Consider the following 17,060-nt stretch of genomic DNA (forward strand, 5'->3'; position numbering starts at 1 on the left):
CCTGAAACTAAGCAACTGGGGAATTAGCTCAGCTGGGAGAGCACCTGCTTTGCAAGCAGGGGGTCATCGGTTCGAACCCGATATTCTCCATTGGCGGCTTTAGCCGTCAATTGTACATTGATAACTGAATAGTAATTTAATTTCTTGTTAATTAAAATCCTCGTGTCTATCGACATCGACACGAGGTAAATTGAACCGAGAAATTCACTTCGATAAAAATGTCATTTTTAAAATGACCGCTAATAAAATCTGGAGACAGATCTCATAATTTTTATTGGTTAATCGCGAATCGAAAGATTCCAGGTTAAGTTAATAAGGGCGCATGGTGGATACCTTGGCACTAGAAGGCGATGAAGGACGTGACTAACTACGATATGCCTCGGTTAGCTGTAAGTAAGCTTACCCGAGGATTTCCGAATGGGGCAACCTGGTCTTAATGATCATCATTTAACTGAATTCATAGGTTATTTGAAGCAAAACGCTGTGAACTGAAACATCTCATTAGCAGCAGGAAAATAAAGAAATTTCGATTCCGTCAGTAGCGGCGAGCGAACGCGGAAGAGCCCAAACCTGGATGCTTGCATCCAGGGGTTGTAGGACTGATGTTGAGTTACAAAGGCTGCAGATAGCCGAAGCAGTTGGGAAACTGCACCATAGCAGGTGATAGTCCTGTAGGCGAAATCTGTAGCTCTCTAATCAGGATCCTGAGTACGGCCCAGCACGTGAAATTGGGTCGGAATCTGGGAGGACCATCTCCCAAGGCTAAATACTAACTAGTGACCGATAGTGGACAAGTACCGTGAGGGAAAGGTGAAAAGAACCCCGGAAGGGGAGTGAAATAGTTCTTGAAACCGTGTGCTTACAAGAAGTTCGAGGCCGTTAATGGCTGAGAGCGTKCTKTTTGTAGAATGAACCGGAGAGKTACGATTGCGTGCAAGGTTAAGGTGCAAAGACCGGAGCCGTAGCGAAAGCGAGTCTGAATAGGGCGAATCAGTACGTAGTTGTAGACCCGAAACCGAGTGACCTATCCATGGTCAGGTTGAAGGTGGGGTAATACCTACTGGAGGACCGAACGAGTGGGTGTTAAAAAACCCTTCGATGAACTGTGGATAGCGGTGAAATTCCAATCGAACTCGGAGATAGCTGGTTCTATCCGAAATACATTTAGGTGTAGCCTTGCAATGAGCTTACTGGAGGTAGAGCACTATTTGGTCTAGGGGCCCTTCAAGGGTTACCAAAATCAGATAAACTCCGAATGCCAGATAAGTATGTGCAGGAGTCAGACGGTGAGTGATAAGATCCATCGTCAAAAGGGGAACAGCCCAGATCACCAGTTAAGGTCCCTAAATATATGCTAAGTGGAAAACGTTGTGAAGGTGCATAGACAACTAGGAGGTTGGCTCAGAAGCAGCCACCCTTTAAAGAGTGCGTAATAGCTCACTAGTCGAGTGCTCTTGCGCGGATAATGTACCGGGGCTAAGCATATTACCGAAACTGTGGATGCGTAAGCATGGTAGGATAGCGTAGTTAAGGCGATGAAGCATGATCGTGAGGACATGTGGAGCGTTAACTAGTGAGAATTCCGGTATGAGTAGCGAAAGATAGGTGAGAATCCTATCCACCGAATGAGTAAGGTTTCCCCCGGAAGGCTCGTCCGCGGGGGGTTAGTCGGGACCTAAGGCGAGGCTGAAAAGCGTAGTCGATGGCCAACAGGTTGATATTCCTGTACCAATATTGAATTGCCGAAGGAAGGACGCAGAAGGATAACACAGGCCACGATTGGATTGTGGTTTTAAGCAGTTAGTCTGTATGAGAGTCAAATGCTTTTGTACTGAGGATAAGCTGTGAAGGTACCAAGTTTACTTGGAAATTGTGTGAGTTCACGCTGCTGAAAAAAGTTTCGTAGGAAGAAAATATTGCCCGTACCGCAAACCGACACAGGTACTCGAGTGGAGAACACTAAGGTGAGCGAGTGAACTATTGTTAAGGAACTCTGCAAAATGAGTCCGTAACTTCGGAAGAAGGACTGCTGATTTTATATCAGCCGCAGCGAATAGGCCCAAACAACTGTTTATCAAAAACACAGGTTTCTGCAAAATCGTAAGATGAAGTATAGGGGCTGACACCTGCCCAGTGCTGGAAGGTTAAAAGGAGGACTTAGCTTCGGCGAAGGTCTGAATTGAAGCCCCAGTGAACGGCGGCCGTAACTATAACGGTCCTAAGGTAGCGAAATTCCTTGTCGGGTAAGTTCCGACCCGCATGAAAGGTGTAATGATTTGGGCGCTGTCTCAACAATAGACTCGGTGAAATTTAAATTCCAGTGAAGATGCTGGGTACCCGCGACAGGACGGAAAGACCCCGTGGAGCTTTACTGTAGCTTGATATTGAATGTTTGTGCTGCATGTGCAGGATAGGTAGGAGACTTTGACGTCGGAACGCTAGTTTCGATTGAGTCACCCTTGAGATACTACCCTTGTTGTATGAACGTTCTAACTCTGATCAGTTATCCTGATCGAAGACAGTGTCTGGCAGGCAGTTTGACTGGGGCGGTCGCCTCCTAAAAGATAACGGAGGCGCTCAAAGGTTTGCTCAGAATGGTTGGAAATCATTCGTAGCGTGTAAAGGCATAAGCAAGCTTGACTGTGAGACTGACAAGTCGAGCAGGTACGAAAGTAGGACTTAGTGATCCGGTGGTTCCGTATGGAAGGGCCATCGCTCAACGGACAAAAGCTACCCCGGGGATAACAGGCTCATCTCCCCCAAGAGTCCACATCGACGGGGAGGTTTGGCACCTCGATGTCGGCTCATCGCATCCTGGGGCTGTAGTCGGTCCCAAGGGTTGGGCTGTTCGCCCATTAAAGCGGTACGCGAGCTGGGTTCAGAACGTCGTGAGACAGTTCGGTCCCTATCCGTCGTGGGCGCAGGAAATTTGAGAGGATCTGTCCTTAGTACGAGAGGACCGGGATGGACATACCTCTGGTGTACCAGTTGTTCTGCCAAGAGCACTGCTGGGTAGCTACGTATGGATTAGATAATCGCTGAAAGCATCTAAGTGAGAAACTAACCTCGAGATGAGATTTCCCATTCTTTGAAGTAAGACCCCTGAGAGACGATCAGGTAGATAGGCTAGAAGTGGAAGTGCAGCGATGTGCGGAGCGGACTAGTACTAATAGGTCGAGGACTTAACCAAGTAAGTGGTTTGGTTCAATTGCTTTTTTAACAGAGATAAATTACTATTCGGTTATCAGTGCGCAAGTACTGAGTGTCGTGTTGATTCCGGCAAGGCCACACCTGTTCCCATTCCGAACACAGTCGTTAAGCTTGCCAGGGCCCAAAGTAGTTACAGGAACGCCTGTTGCAAGATTAGGTCGATGCGATGCCAAAGCACCCGAGAGGGTGTTTTTTTGTGTCTGCTTTTGCCTTTTTTCCCGCCTCCTTGTCAGCAAGGCTGACAAAAGAGGAGAAATTTTCATTTAATCTATCTTTTGTATAGTTATTGCTGTGCATGGGTTTTATTGCTTTAAAATGAACTAAATTTTTTTGCAATTTTGTCCGCCCGAGGAGGCGCTGCAATGGAGAAAATTTCTAATATTTTTAAAGAATTCGCTTTTAAGGATTCTCAATTAACACTATTGGCTGGGCCTTGTGCGATTGAGTCCTATGAAACTTGTGCCGAAGTGGCAGATACACTTAAAGAAGTGTGCGAACGATTACATATTAACTATGTTTTTAAATCATCTTTTGATAAAGCAAATCGTAGTTCTGTAGAATCGGACCGAGGTCAAGGATTGGAAAGAGGCTTAGCTATTTTAAGTCGGATCAAGCATGATTATCATGTTCCAATTGTGACTGATGTTCACGAGTCGTATCAATGCGAGCCTGTTAGCCAAGTTGCTGATGTTCTTCAGATTCCTGCTTTCCTTAGTAGACAGACCGACTTGTTAGTTGCAGCTGCGAAAACTGGTAAAGTGGTCAATATCAAGAAGGGCCAGTTCATGGCGCCTGAGGATTTGATCCCAGCTACACGGAAAATTACAGATTACACGTCCAAGATTCTATTGACAGAACGTGGCAGTAGTTTTGGTTATCATCGTCTCATTGTTGATATGACTGGATTAATCGAAATGAGAAAAGCTGGATTTCCTATTATTTTTGATGCGACGCATTCCGTTCAGGTTCCTGGTGGGTATGGCGGCCATTCAGGTGGCAACAGAGATTATGCGTTTCCCTTGATGCGGGCAGCCTTAGAAATTGGTGTGGCTGGTATTTTTGCAGAAGTGCATCCAAACCCGCCCGAAGCTATTTCTGATGCTGATAATCAAATTTACTTGAGTAAGATCACACCCATTTTAGAAAATGCCAATCATATTTTTCAAGAACATCGCAAGGATGCCGAGGAGATGGCTGCTAATGGCTTATTATGAGATTGCGCGAGAGGTGTTTTCCCAGGAATCTGAGGAATTGGCAAAAGTAGCTGATCGTTTGGACGAAAAATTTGATCAATTAGTTAATTTAGTTGGTCGAACCAGTGGCCGCATCGTTTTCGTTGGAATTGGCAAGTCCCAAATCATTGCTGAGAAAATTTCAGCATCTCTATCATCTGTCTCTATTCATAGTTTTACGGTGGACGCAGGCACAGCTTATCATGGTGATTTGGGGCGAATTTCGTCTGATGATTTATTGATTTTCGTTTCCAATAGCGGAGAAACACAAGAAGTGCTTCAGACTTTGTTTTCTTTGCAATTAATCTTTCCGGAAGGCTTAAAGACTGTTTCTCTGACTGGCAATTTGAAGTCGACTTTAGCAACCAATACAGACCTTTCTTTTGATGTTGGCGTTGCTAAAGAGGCTGATACGACGGGACTTGCACCAACATCTTCGACTACAGCTACATTGGTCTTTGGTGACGCTTTACTGGTGGCTTTGGAAAATCGCCAGGATTTTACCCGCAATAAATTTGCGTTATACCATCCGGGTGGCACGATTGGCCGCTTATTATTGCAGCGGGTAAAGCAGGCAATGCATAGCAAAGTACCATATGTTGATGAAGATACGCCGATCAATGAAGTTATTTATCAAATTAGTGATTTTGGTATCGGGATGACTTTGGTTAAGGACAAAATCACTGGGAAGGCGATTGGTATTGTGACTGATGGCGACATTCGAAAAAAATTTCTTTCCATTAATTCGGTTAAAAAGTCCGTGGCTTCTGACTATATGACGAAAGGTTTTATAAGCATTAATCAGGATAAGCGTAATAAAGCTGCCTGGCAGTTAATGGCGAATTATGGTATTTCCAACTTAGTTGTTGTCGATGATGATGAAAATGTGGTCGGTGTCGCGACGGTTCATGATGTTCTATAAATTAAAAACAGCCATATCTTTGAAGAGGTTTGCGCGATTAAAAGTGGGCTCATGCTATAACTAATGTGTATGGATGAATCTGGTTTTTGGTATAGTAGCATTAAAATAATTGGATCGGTGGGGTTTAAGCATGGATTTAACGTTGCGGCAACGAGAAATTGTGAGGATGCTAAAAGAACGCAGCCCATTAACTGGCGAAAAAATCGCTGAAGATTTGAAACTTAGCCTACCGACAATCCGCCCGGACTTACGTTTTTTGACAGGTATCAATTTGTTGACAGCGCGGCCCAAGGTTGGATATACCTATCAGGGTGGTCAATTGATAAATCTTGATTATGAGCATCTGTATGACGAAACAATTGCAGCGATTTTATTGCCGACGACCGAGATCAAGGCTGATGATACTTTGCAGGACGCTGTTGGCCAGCTATTTTTAAATGATGTCGGATCGCTTTATGTTCTGGATGACCAGGAAAACCTAGTTGGCCTGATTTCCCGTAAAGATTTGCTGCGTGCCAGCCTAAATAATAGTCATGTTCAATCTATGACGGCAAGTATGGTTATGACAAGGATGCCTAATTTGATTACCGCCACGGCAGATATGTCGATTCTTGAAGCTGGGCGTCTGCTGTTGCGCCACCAAGTTGATTCGTTGCCTGTGGTGGACAAACAAGCACCAAGGCACGTGATTGGCAAGATTACAAAAAACCGTATTTTTCAGCATTTTATTGAATCGGCGCTGGAAAATTCCTAATTAGCAAAAATACCGCATAAAAGTGCGGTTTTATTTTAAATATCTTTGTAAGCGCTTGCAATTTGATTGAATATATTATAAATTATATATCGAACAAATAAGACGTATTATTTGTTCCGAAAGGGTGCATATATGACCAAACAAATATATAACTTTTCAGAAGGCAGCAGCCAAATGTCTAATCTGTTGGGTGGAAAAGGTGCAAATCTCGCTGAAATGACACGGATGGGACTTCCTGTACCACACGGCTTTACGATTACGACTGAAGCTTGCCATGAGTATCAGCTGCGGCATAATCTCAGTGCTGAACTGTTGCAGGAATTAGACCAAGCTTTAGACAGCCTGAGCACAGTTACGGGCAAAAAATTTGGTGCAGCCAAAGACCCGCTGCTCGTGTCAGTTCGATCTGGTGCTGCCATTTCCATGCCCGGCATGATGGACACGATTTTGAATATTGGCCTCAATGACGAGAGCGTTAGCATACTGGCTCGATTAACTGGCAATGAAAGATTTGCCTACGATAGCTATCGTCGTTTGCTTGCCATGTTTGGCAACGTAGTTTTTGGTCTGCCGGAAACAGCTTTCGATCAAATTCTGACAGATATCAAGAAAGCTAAGAACTATGATTCCGATTTGGATCTGACCATTGATGATCTTAAAGAAATCGTGAGTCGTTTTAAGGAAATCTATGCTGATTCCGACCAAGGGGAATTCCCTCAAGATCCCAAAGAACAGCTTTTGGCAGCGGTTAATGCAGTTTTTGATTCCTGGAACAACCATCGTGCCCAAATTTATCGTCAAGAGAACCATATTTCAGAGGCGTTAGGGACAGCAGTCAATATCCAGGAAATGGTTTTTGGCAATTTTGGGCAGGATTCCGGAACGGGTGTCGCCTTTACGCGTAACCCATCGACTGGGGAGGCTGGTTTATTTGGTGAATATTTAATCAATGCGCAGGGCGAGGATGTTGTTGCAGGCATTCGAACGCCACAGCCTGTGAGTGTACTACAGGTATCGATGCCGGTTTTATATGCACAGCTCCTGGATACGGCTAAAAAAATCGAGGCACATTACCGAGATATGCAGGATATGGAATTTACGATTGAACAAGGCAAAATGTATCTGCTCCAGACGCGAAGCGGGAAACGTACGCCGACAGCCGCGGTTAGAATTGCTGTTGATATGGCTCAGGAAGGCTTATTGACAAAAGAGGACGCCATTTTAAGCGTTGAGGCCGAATCAATTGCCAAGATGCTGCATCCGGAGTTTGACCCGGAGGATCTAAAAAAACACCAAGTACTCGCAAGCGGTTTGCCAGCTTCACCTGGTGCAGCTACTGGACAGGTCTATTTCACCTCTGCAGATGCAAAAAAAGCCAGTGATCAGGGTATTAAAGTCGTTTTGGTACGCTCGGATACATCACCGGAGGATATTGAGGGAATGATAGCCAGCCAGGCAATTGTGACATCTCGCGGTGGCATGACCTCACATGCAGCAGTTGTTGCACGCGGCATGGCTTCGACAGGCGTTGTCGGGGCACACGACTTAGAGGTTGATTATGATAGCAAGACAGCTAGCGTCAAAGGCCAAATGATTCATGAAGGTGATTGGATTTCGGTCGACGGCAGCAGTGGTAACTTATATCTTGGACAGATTAAAAGCCGCGATGCTGTGATCCGAGGTGAATTATCTCAGCTTCTCGATTGGGCCAAACAGACAGCTCGAATGGGTGTTTATACGAATGCAGATACACCAAAAGATTTCCAAAAAGCACTTGATTTTGGTGCTGATGGCATTGGATTGACTCGTACGGAGCATATGTTTTTCAAGTCCGAACGCCTGCTGCAGATGCGCCGCTTGATTTTAGCGGAGAACAAAATTGACCGCCAAGATCCTTTATTAAAACTTCTAGCTATGCAGCAAGGCGATTTTTACGAAATTTACCGATTGGCGGCCGGAAAAGAAGTCACAATCAGATTACTGGATCCGCCTTTGCATGAATTTTTGCCGCATGACGAAAAAGAAATTGCGGCTGTTTCTCAGCAAACTGGTCTTTCCGTCGAGAAACTGCGCGCCCGCATTGAATCATTAAAGGAGTCCAATCCGATGCTGGGGCATCGAGGCGATCGCTTAGCCGTGACTTTCCCAGATATTTACGAAATGCAGGTCCAGGCGATTATGAACGCTGTCCTGCGTTTGCATGACCAGGGGATTGAAGTGACGCCGCATATCATGATTCCGTTGACGAATTCTAAAGCTGAGATGGGTTGGGTACGCCGCTTAGTGGTTAACAAAATTGAGGAAACAATGGTGAAACATAAATTGTCGATGGCTTATACTGTCGGGACGATGATCGAGACACCACGCGCCTGTGTGGTTGCTGACGAAATTGCAGAGGTATCAGATTTCTTCAGTTTTGGCACCAATGATTTGACTCAACTGGCACTGGCTTTCTCACGTGATGACGTTGCCTCATTTATGCCTGATTATTTAAAAAAAGGCATACTTCCGGCAGATCCCTTCCAAACAGTCGACACACAAGGTGTTGGCCAATTAATGAAAATCGCCATCGATAAAGGCCGTCGGACTAAACCGAATTTAGATATCGGCGTCTGTGGCGAAGTTGGCGGGGATGCGGCCTCGATTGATTTCTTTGAAAAGATTGGTGTCAGCTATGTTTCATGCTCGCCTTATCGTGTGCCGGTAGCTCGTATGGCTGCTGCCCAAGCACACATTCGTAATAGGGTACAGGAAATAGATTTAGTCTAAATGAAACGAAATTTAGGTACTGATTAGTGTACCTATTTTTTTGAAATTTATTTGTGAAAAAAAGAACTTATAGGTATTTTTATTTATAATTGAAAGCAGTATCATTTTCGGTTATTTGGGAGGAACTTCATATGACAGTGGCTTCGGTAAATTGGATTGGTGCGTTGATTGGGCTGGCTTTGGCCATTGTCCTGATTTTAAAAAAACTCAATCCAGTATATTCGTTATTATTAGGAACGGTGGTGGGTGCCATCGTTGGCGGTGCCAGCTTATCACAGACATTAGCCATTGTTGTTTCCGGTACTCAAAGCGTAATGGGAACCGTAGTGCGTGTCCTAGCAGCTGGTGTCTTGGCGGGTGTCATGATGGAGTCGGGTGCTGCCAATACGATTGCGAGAACGATTGTTGCTAAGTTCGGTGCGAATTTAGCCATTTTTTCCTTAGCTTTAGCCACGATGATTATTACTGCTGTGGGTGTTTTTATTCCAGTGGCAGTTTTGATTGTTGCACCAATTGCAATTGAAGCTGGTAGCCGGATGCATATTTCTAAGCTGGCACTTTTGGTTGCTTTATCCGGCGGCGGCAAAGCTGGAAACATTATCTCGCCTAATCCGAATACGATTGCAGCTGCTCATGGATTTAATATTGGATTGAGTCAATTGATGGTTGCTGATTTTATCCCGGCTCTGTCTGGCTTGGCTATGGCGGTATTTTTAGCTACTGTACTTCGGCATCGTGGCAAAATCGCTTCACTATCAGATTTAGAGAACAATTCAGCAGATCAAAACACTGCTCATGAAGAACCTTCATTTGCTTCAGCGATTGTGGCGCCGGCTTTAGCTGTGGTATTGCTGCTGATTGACCCCATTGCGAGCATTCTGCATATTACTTTTTTGGAAAAATTCCAAGTTGATGCGATGTACATTCTGCCTTTAGCCGCTGTCGTTGGCATGGTAGCTATGGGAATGAGCAAAAAAATATTGATGTTTACTAAAGCTGGGTTAGCACGTATGACAGATGTCGTTTTAATTTTAATTGGTGCCGGTGCGATTGGCGGACTGATTACCAGCTCTAGCCTACCGGTTATGATTGTTTCACTGATTCGTTCATTAGGAATTTCTGGTACTTTCTTAGCACCGATTTCCGGGATTCTCATGGCTGCGGCCACTGCGTCAACTTCGACGGGCGTTATCTTAGCGACCGGTTCATTTGGCAAAACGATCCTTGCTTTCGGGACATCCCCGCTAGCGGCTGCTGTCATGGTCCACACGGGCGCAACAGTCATTGATCATTTGCCGCAGGGCAACTATTTTCATGTCACGGCCAACGCGATGAATATGGATCTTAAAGAGCGTATGCATTCAGTACCATACGAGGCTCTAGTCGGATTGACCATGACGGTAGTTGGCAGCCTGCTCTACGGGTTTCTATAAAAATTCAATTGGTAAAACAGGAGATAACATATGAAAATTGTGATTGCACCGGATTCTTTTAAAGGCAGTTTAACAGCCAAACAAGCAGCAGAATCCATTCATGCTGGCCTACTTCAGGCATTGCCCCAAGCCGACTATGAGTTGATTCCGATGGCTGACGGTGGTGAAGGAACTGTGCAGTCTTTAGTTGATGCAAAAGGAGGCACCTTTCAAAATGTCGATGTTCTAAATCCTTTTGGAGAAACTGTTTCAGCTCGGTACGGCTTGATTGAACATGGTAAAACGGCCGTGATTGAAATGTCTGCAGCCAGCGGTATCCAATTTATTCGAGAAAATCAAACTGACCCTTTGGCGGCCAGCAGCTATGGAACTGGCCAGCTCATGCTGGATGCCATGCATCGCGGTGCTCGTGAACTCATTATCGGTATCGGAGGCAGTGCGACGACAGATGGCGGCCAAGGAATGGCAGCGGCTCTAGGTGTTCGTTTTTTAAATAAACAGAATCAAGAAATTCATCTTGGTGGAGGCGGCCTGGGTGACCTGGATCATATCGATGTTAGCCAGATTGACTCTTTGGTATCCGATACGCATATTCGCATTGCCTCAGACGTGACCAATCCTTTGGTCGGCCCGAATGGGTCAGCATTTGTTTTTGGTCCGCAAAAGGGCGCAAATCCGCAGATGGTACATCTTTTGGACGAAAATTTGCGTCATTACGCAGCAATTATCCAGCATGATTTAGGAAAGAAGCTGGCTGATTATCCCGGAGCTGGAGCAGCTGGCGGCTTAGGGGCTGGATTGTTGGCTTTTACGAATGCCGTCATGGCTAAAGGCATTGAAATTGTTGTTGACACAACTGATTTTAAAAAATGTGTTGAAAACGCGGACTTCATCATTACAGGTGAAGGCTCAATTGATTTTCAAACGCAATACGGCAAGACGCCAATCGGCGTTGCTCAAGCTGCAAAAGCTGTTTCACCACAGGCGACAGTTCTTGCTTTAGCTGGCCATGTTGGTGAAGGAATTGATCCATTATATAAGCTCGGTATTGATGCCGTTTTCAGCATTCTGCCAGGTGTTCAAACTTTGCCGGAGGCAATTGAGAAGGCGGCCAGCAACTTATCTCGGGCAGCTGAAAACATCGGCCGCTTGATAGCCGAAACAACGATGCCTCCAAAAGGATTATGATCTAAGTATGATTTCTTATTCAAAATTAGCCCAGGCAAGTATCAAAGAGTTATCAAAAAGAAGTGTCGCATTATCTGACATCACAACGCTGACGACTGAATTTTTGCAAACCCACTATCATTTTGCTGCCGATGGCAAACGGCTGGAAGAAGCTCTGTCGATGGTTTTAAAGCGCGATGAAGTTAATGATATTATTTTAACAGCTTTATTTATGGATGAGTCTGCTGAAACGATGTCCGATGAAAATCCACTCAAGGCACGTCTGGCACGGGATGCCAATGGGCATAATGTCGATGAGATTTTAGCGATTGGATTGGCTGGTCAATTTGGTGCCGCTGCAACAGTCCATTATGGCTGGCTGGATAATGAAAAACCCGGCCTGATCGGTGTTTTGAATGATAAAACTGATTCCGTCAATGTCTATATTGACGATATTCTGGCTGCACTTGTTGCAGCTTGTGCCATGAGCTATTTGGAGCTAACCGGCGGAAATCATTTCTAAATAAGTATTTGCTTTGTTTACCACACCCACGAGGAGATATTAATGATTACTAATTCATTCCCACAAGCTTTGACGATTGCCGGCTCGGATTCCGATGGATCAGCAGGTGTGCAGGCAGATCTGCATGCCTTTTTTTCTCGGCATGTCTATGGCAGTTCGGTTTTAATTGCGGCTGTAGCAGGAAATTCTTATGGTATCCATGCCAGCCATAGTTTTCCTCTTGATTTTATTGATGCTGAATTCAAGGCTTTAGCTGAAGATTTTCAGATTAAAGCTGCTAAAACAGGCATGCTCTCAGATAGCAGCTTGATTAAAAATATCGTGGAAAATTATCAGCGTTATCATTTCGGTCCTTTGATTGTCGATCCGGTAATCACGACTAAGCACGGTGCAAAGCTTCTCGAAGACGCTGCGATTAATACATTAAGGGAAAAATTGCTTCCCTTAGCGTTGGTAGCGACGCCGAATTATTCAGAAGCCCAAGTCATTGTTGATTTTGAGTTTCACGACCAGGCAGACGTTGCTAAAGCGGCTGCTCAAATTCAAAAACTTGGTGTTAAAGACGTTGTTATAAAGGGATCGCATGTCTATCAAGGCGATCAGGAGACTGTTTCTGATTATGTCCTTTTAGCTGATGGCAGCCATTATCTACTATCTGAAAAATATGTCGACACCACACATATCAATGGGACTGGCGACACCTTTTCGGCGATTATCACAGCAGAAATTGCGAAAAATAAATCTGTGAGAGATGCGATCGCGATTGCCAAAAGGGTTACCTATGAGGCGATCAGCAATCAAATCGCTGTTGGCCATCAATTTGGGCCGATAAATCACTGGGCGATTAAGTAACTGGTTTATAATTTAATTCGATGGATCAGCTGAGAAACTACTTATCAAAACATGCGATCGCAGCCCGCGGCGGTGCTGCGATTCTGTATGGTGTCCTCGTTGCTGTTGCGATGAATTTTTTCTGGAAACCAGGGAACATTTATTCCGGCGGCTTTAATGGCCTTGGCCAGCTGGTTGGCTTTTTTTTCGCAAGCAGTTATCTGCCGCTGATTATTTTACTGATTAATCTGCCGATGGTGTTTCTGGCGATTATTTTGATTAGTCGTCGTTTAGCGTTTTTTGAAATTTCGGCAATTGCCTGTTCTTCAATCTTTATTGCGATTATCATACCGCCGGCAAAACCTTTGATTTCAGATCCTTTGATGTGCGCTGTTTTTGGCGGAGCCATCAATGGTTTCGCCACGGGATTTGCTTTAAAAAACGGTGTCGCCACCGGCGGCTTGGATGTGCTGGAAATTATCAGCAAACGTTTTTGGAATATTAAAGTGTTCCCGATTAATGTCGCCTTTAATTCCTTTGTCATGCTGGGATCTGGTTTTCAGCACGGCTGGAGTCATGCTTTTTATTCCATTATCGGTATCGTCATTTCTGCCTGGATTACCACGATTGTTTATACACAGCAGCAGCAGATGCAGGTCATGATCGTGACCAACAACAAAGACAAAATGATCGAAGCGATTCAATCTCGCTTGCGGCGTGGCATTACAGTGGTCGACGATGCTCAAGGCGGCTATCTGCACGATTCCAAGCACGTCATTTTCACAGTTATCACATTAGAGGAGCGTTACGAACTTCATTTGGCCATCAAACAGGCCGATCCGAAGGCTTTTGCATCCATGTGGAAAGTAGATCATACTTTTGGCAATTTTTATGAAAAACAGGTCTGATTCATGTTGCCAGAACTATTAATAGTGGTTTAAACGCTTTATTTTTTTCTTCTGTATAATTAAGTTATTAAATGAGGGAGTAACGGCGGTCGTATGTTTCATTTGATCTGCGGGAAAACCAAGTTGCACGAGCGAATAACTCTGGCGACCCTTAATCAGTGAGACTCATTTTAATAATAATTAGAGGAGTCTTTTATTTTGTCTGAAAATAAATTTTATGATCAGTCCGCTAAAGATGTTATCAAGCTTTTATCATCTGATAAAGATCAAGGTTTGACGGCTGCGGCTGCGGCTGATCTCTTGGCTAAATACGGCCATAATGCGTTAAATGAAGCAAAGCGGACAACGCTGCTGCAGAAATTCATTAACCAGTTCAAAGATTTTATGATTGCTATTCTGGCTGTTGCGGCTGTTGTTGCAGCGCTGACCGGTGAGGTTGTTGATGCGATCTTTATTTTGCTGGTTGTTGTCCTGAATGCGATTTTCGGCGTTTTTCAGGAATCCAAAGCAGAAGATGCGATTGAAGCTTTAAAACAAATGTCGACTCCCAATGCCAATGTCTTGCGTGATGGCAAAGTGCTTTCTGTGCCGGCAACTGATCTGGTGGTCGGAGATATTGTGCTTTTGGAAGCTGGTGATATTATCCCGGCCGATCTGCGACTGATAGATGTCAGCTCGCTCAAGATTGAAGAAGCCGCCCTAACTGGTGAATCAGTTGCAGTTGAGAAAAGCGCAGGTGTCTTGCGGGCTAAGAATCCGGGTCTTGGCGACCGGCACAATATGGCCTTTATGAACACAAATGCGACTTACGGCCGTGCGACTGGTATCGTGGTCGCAACAGGAATGCAGACTGAGGTCGGCCACATTGCTAATATGCTGGAGCAGACCGAAGAGACGGCAACGCCTTTACAAATGAATTTGAAGCAGTTGGGAAAAACGCTGACTTACCTGATTCTTGTGATTTCGCTGATTGTGTTTGTCATCGGCATGTTAAAAGGTGCCGAGAACTTCATCAATATGCTGTTAACGGCGATCAGTATTGCTGTCGCAGCTATTCCAGAAGGCCTGCCGGCGATTGTGACGATTACGCTGGCTTTGGGTACGGGACGTTTGGCCAAGAAAAATGCTTTGATGCGTCGTTTGGCAGCTGTTGAGACACTGGGCTCCACGCAGATAATCGGATCTGATAAGACTGGTACCTTGACTCAAAACAAGATGACCGTCGAAAAGTATGTCGTAGACAATCAAGTCTATGATGCTGAGCGAAGCATCGAAGGGGATGCAACAGCCGAACGTCTAGCTGTTGTGATGGCTTTGAATAACGATACGAAGCGTACAGAAGAGGGCCTGATTGGCGATCCAACCGAGACGGCTTTGATTACCTTTAATGAGAAACAAAACCAGGATCTGGATAGTCTTTTTGACAGAATGGGCCGTGTGGCAGAGATTCCGTTTGATTCGGAACGCAAGCTCATGACGACTGTTAATAATCATCACGGCAAGTATCTGATTACCGTGAAAGGTGCGCCGGATGAATTGCTGCGACGGACATCTCAAATTGAGATTAAGGGTAAAATTCAGCCTCTGACTGAAGAGAATCGCCAGCAGCTGCTGGAAATTAACCATGAATTGGCTCAGCAGGCACTACGTGTTCTGGCATTCGCCTTTCAAAATAGCGATGAAGTGCCGGGTAAAATGACCAGCAAACTTGTTGAGCAGAACCTCGTCTTTGCAGGGTTTGTAGCCATGATTGATCCGGAACGTCCGGAAGTCGCACAAGCTGTTAAAGAAGCACGACAGGCAGGAATCCGGCCAATCATGATTACGGGTGACCATCGTGATACGGCGGCTGCGATTGCAATTCGTTTGGGCATTTTAACTAAAGAGCAGGGACCGCAGGCTGTTATTACGGGTGCCGAACTGGATAAAATATCTGATGAGGATTTCAATGACCGCGTGACACAGTACAGTGTCTATGCGCGTGTTGCACCGGAACACAAGGTTAGAATCGTCCATGCATGGCAAAAACGCGATAAGATCGTTGCGATGACCGGGGATGGTGTCAATGATGCACCGGCTTTGAAAACGGCTGATATCGGTGTTGCCATGGGTATTACGGGAACCGAAGTTTCCAAAGGTGCTTCCGATATGGTCTTGGCGGATGATAATTTCGCCACTATCGTTAATGCTGTTAAAGAGGGCCGTACTGTATTTGCGAATATTCAAAAAGCACTCCAGTATTTGTTATCATCTAATTTGGCAGAGGTTATGACCCTGTTTGTTATGACGATTATGGGCTGGAATTTGTTCGTGCCTGTCATGATTCTGTGGATTAATTTGGTAACGGACACATTTCCGGCGATTGCTTTGGGTTTGGAACCGACTGAACCTGGCATTATGCAGCGCCCGCCACGCGGTAAATCATCTAGTTTCTTATCAGATGGTGTCGGGCCGGCGATTGTCTGGCAAGGAATCATTCAATCCCTAACCGTGCTGAGTGTTTATGCTTTGGCCGTTGCTTTTCCTGATCATCCGGGAAGCCAGATGTTGATTCACCGCGATGCTTTGACCATGTCATTTATGACGTTGGGTCTGATGCAGCTAGTCAATGCCTTTAACGTTAAGTCAGTTTATCAGTCGATTTTAAGGGTTGGCCCATTTAAGAACAAATATTTCAATGGCGCCATCTTGATCAGCTTGTTATCAATGGCGATTGTGGTTTTGGTTCCAGGCCTGAATGGTATTTTCCATGTATCCGATCTGAATTTGCACCAATGGTCGATTGTTCTGGCCGCCTCCTTCTCGATCATCGTGGTCGTGGAAATTGTCAAATTATGCCAGCGAAAGTTTTTTAAGAAGATATAATATGAAACCAGTTAAAACACAACAATTTGCTTATCAGTTACAAGAGTTTTTAAACCGGGTCGATCAGATTAACGAAAAAGTTAATCCGTCTTATATTAAATTGAAAGCCGCTTTGGACGATCATAAATTGGCTGAAATGCCTGATGCTGATTTTAAAGAAATTGCGGCTGATTTTTATGATGCGAGTGAAGCCTATGAAAAAGAGGCTCTCGTTTTAAAAGATCTGCAGGTTCCAGTACAGCTGTTAGGCATGAAAACCAATCTAGTTGGTCATTTTCATGATTATGTTCTTTCAACACAAGAGATGGCTGAATCCTTGGACCCAGGCGAAAAGCAGGTGGATATGGCCAAATTTTCGAAATCGGAAGAAGATCAAGAACATTTTATGACTCAGATCAATCACACAATGACTCGCATTTTGACGGCTCCAGGACTTAGGCGTTAAT

At 44.8% G+C, this 17,060-nt stretch carries 11 protein-coding genes, 1 tRNA gene and 2 rRNA genes; all 14 read left to right on the plus strand.

The genetic code is table 11. The features are described from left to right. Nucleotides 1-17 precede the first annotated feature (17 nt). Nucleotides 18-90: transfer RNA gene (locus tag OKIT_RS05340), tRNA-Ala, on the plus strand. Nucleotides 91-302: 212 nt separating this feature from the next. Further along, nucleotides 303-3,190, plus strand: a 23S ribosomal RNA gene (locus OKIT_RS05345). Nucleotides 3,191-3,263: 73 nt separating this feature from the next. Beyond that, a 5S ribosomal RNA gene (gene rrf, locus OKIT_RS05350) occupies nucleotides 3,264-3,380 on the plus strand. 192 nt (nucleotides 3,381-3,572) lie between these two features. Beyond that, nucleotides 3,573-4,424 carry a 3-deoxy-8-phosphooctulonate synthase gene (gene kdsA / locus OKIT_RS05355; RefSeq protein WP_007745963.1) on the plus strand — a complete coding sequence of 284 codons (852 nt, stop codon included), beginning with the start codon at nucleotides 3,573-3,575 and terminating at the stop codon, nucleotides 4,422-4,424. After that, a complete protein-coding gene (locus OKIT_RS05360; protein WP_007745965.1) occupies nucleotides 4,411-5,364 on the plus strand; it encodes a KpsF/GutQ family sugar-phosphate isomerase in 954 nt (317 codons plus the stop codon). The genes kdsA and OKIT_RS05360 overlap by 14 nt, the downstream gene beginning before the upstream one ends. A gap of 130 nt (nucleotides 5,365-5,494) precedes the next feature. Next, nucleotides 5,495-6,118: a helix-turn-helix transcriptional regulator gene (locus OKIT_RS05365; RefSeq protein ID WP_028291766.1), complete on the plus strand. Its 624-nt coding sequence runs from the start codon at nucleotides 5,495-5,497 to the stop codon at nucleotides 6,116-6,118. Between the two features lie 132 nt (nucleotides 6,119-6,250). Continuing rightward, a complete protein-coding gene (gene ppdK / locus OKIT_RS05370; protein ID WP_007745968.1) occupies nucleotides 6,251-8,887 on the plus strand; it encodes a pyruvate, phosphate dikinase in 2,637 nt (878 codons plus the stop codon). A 131-nt stretch (nucleotides 8,888-9,018) separates the two neighbouring features. Further along, nucleotides 9,019-10,320, plus strand: a complete 1,302-nt coding sequence (locus OKIT_RS05375; protein WP_007745970.1) for a GntP family permease — start codon at nucleotides 9,019-9,021, stop codon at nucleotides 10,318-10,320. Between the two features lie 30 nt (nucleotides 10,321-10,350). Next, nucleotides 10,351-11,508, plus strand: coding sequence for a glycerate kinase family protein (locus OKIT_RS05380; protein ID WP_007745972.1), 1,158 nt, complete (start codon nucleotides 10,351-10,353; stop codon nucleotides 11,506-11,508). A 7-nt stretch (nucleotides 11,509-11,515) separates the two neighbouring features. Further along, nucleotides 11,516-12,010, plus strand: a complete 495-nt coding sequence (locus tag OKIT_RS05385) for a phosphatidylglycerophosphatase A family protein (RefSeq protein ID WP_007745973.1) — start codon at nucleotides 11,516-11,518, stop codon at nucleotides 12,008-12,010. 42 nt (nucleotides 12,011-12,052) lie between these two features. Next, nucleotides 12,053-12,862 carry a bifunctional hydroxymethylpyrimidine kinase/phosphomethylpyrimidine kinase gene (gene thiD, locus OKIT_RS05390; RefSeq protein ID WP_007745974.1) on the plus strand — a complete coding sequence of 270 codons (810 nt, stop codon included), beginning with the start codon at nucleotides 12,053-12,055 and terminating at the stop codon, nucleotides 12,860-12,862. A gap of 20 nt (nucleotides 12,863-12,882) precedes the next feature. Continuing rightward, nucleotides 12,883-13,749, plus strand: a complete 867-nt coding sequence (locus OKIT_RS05395; RefSeq protein ID WP_007745975.1) for a YitT family protein — start codon at nucleotides 12,883-12,885, stop codon at nucleotides 13,747-13,749. A 198-nt stretch (nucleotides 13,750-13,947) separates the two neighbouring features. Beyond that, nucleotides 13,948-16,614: a cation-translocating P-type ATPase gene (locus OKIT_RS05400; protein ID WP_007745976.1), complete on the plus strand. Its 2,667-nt coding sequence runs from the start codon at nucleotides 13,948-13,950 to the stop codon at nucleotides 16,612-16,614. Nucleotide 16,615: 1 nt separating this feature from the next. Then, nucleotides 16,616-17,059, plus strand: a complete 444-nt coding sequence (locus OKIT_RS05405) for a hypothetical protein (protein WP_007745977.1) — start codon at nucleotides 16,616-16,618, stop codon at nucleotides 17,057-17,059. The last annotated feature ends 1 nt before the right edge of the window (nucleotide 17,060 follow it).

It is taken from the genome of Oenococcus kitaharae DSM 17330 (assembly GCF_000241055.1).
GTDB lineage: Bacteria > Bacillota > Bacilli > Lactobacillales > Lactobacillaceae > Oenococcus > Oenococcus kitaharae.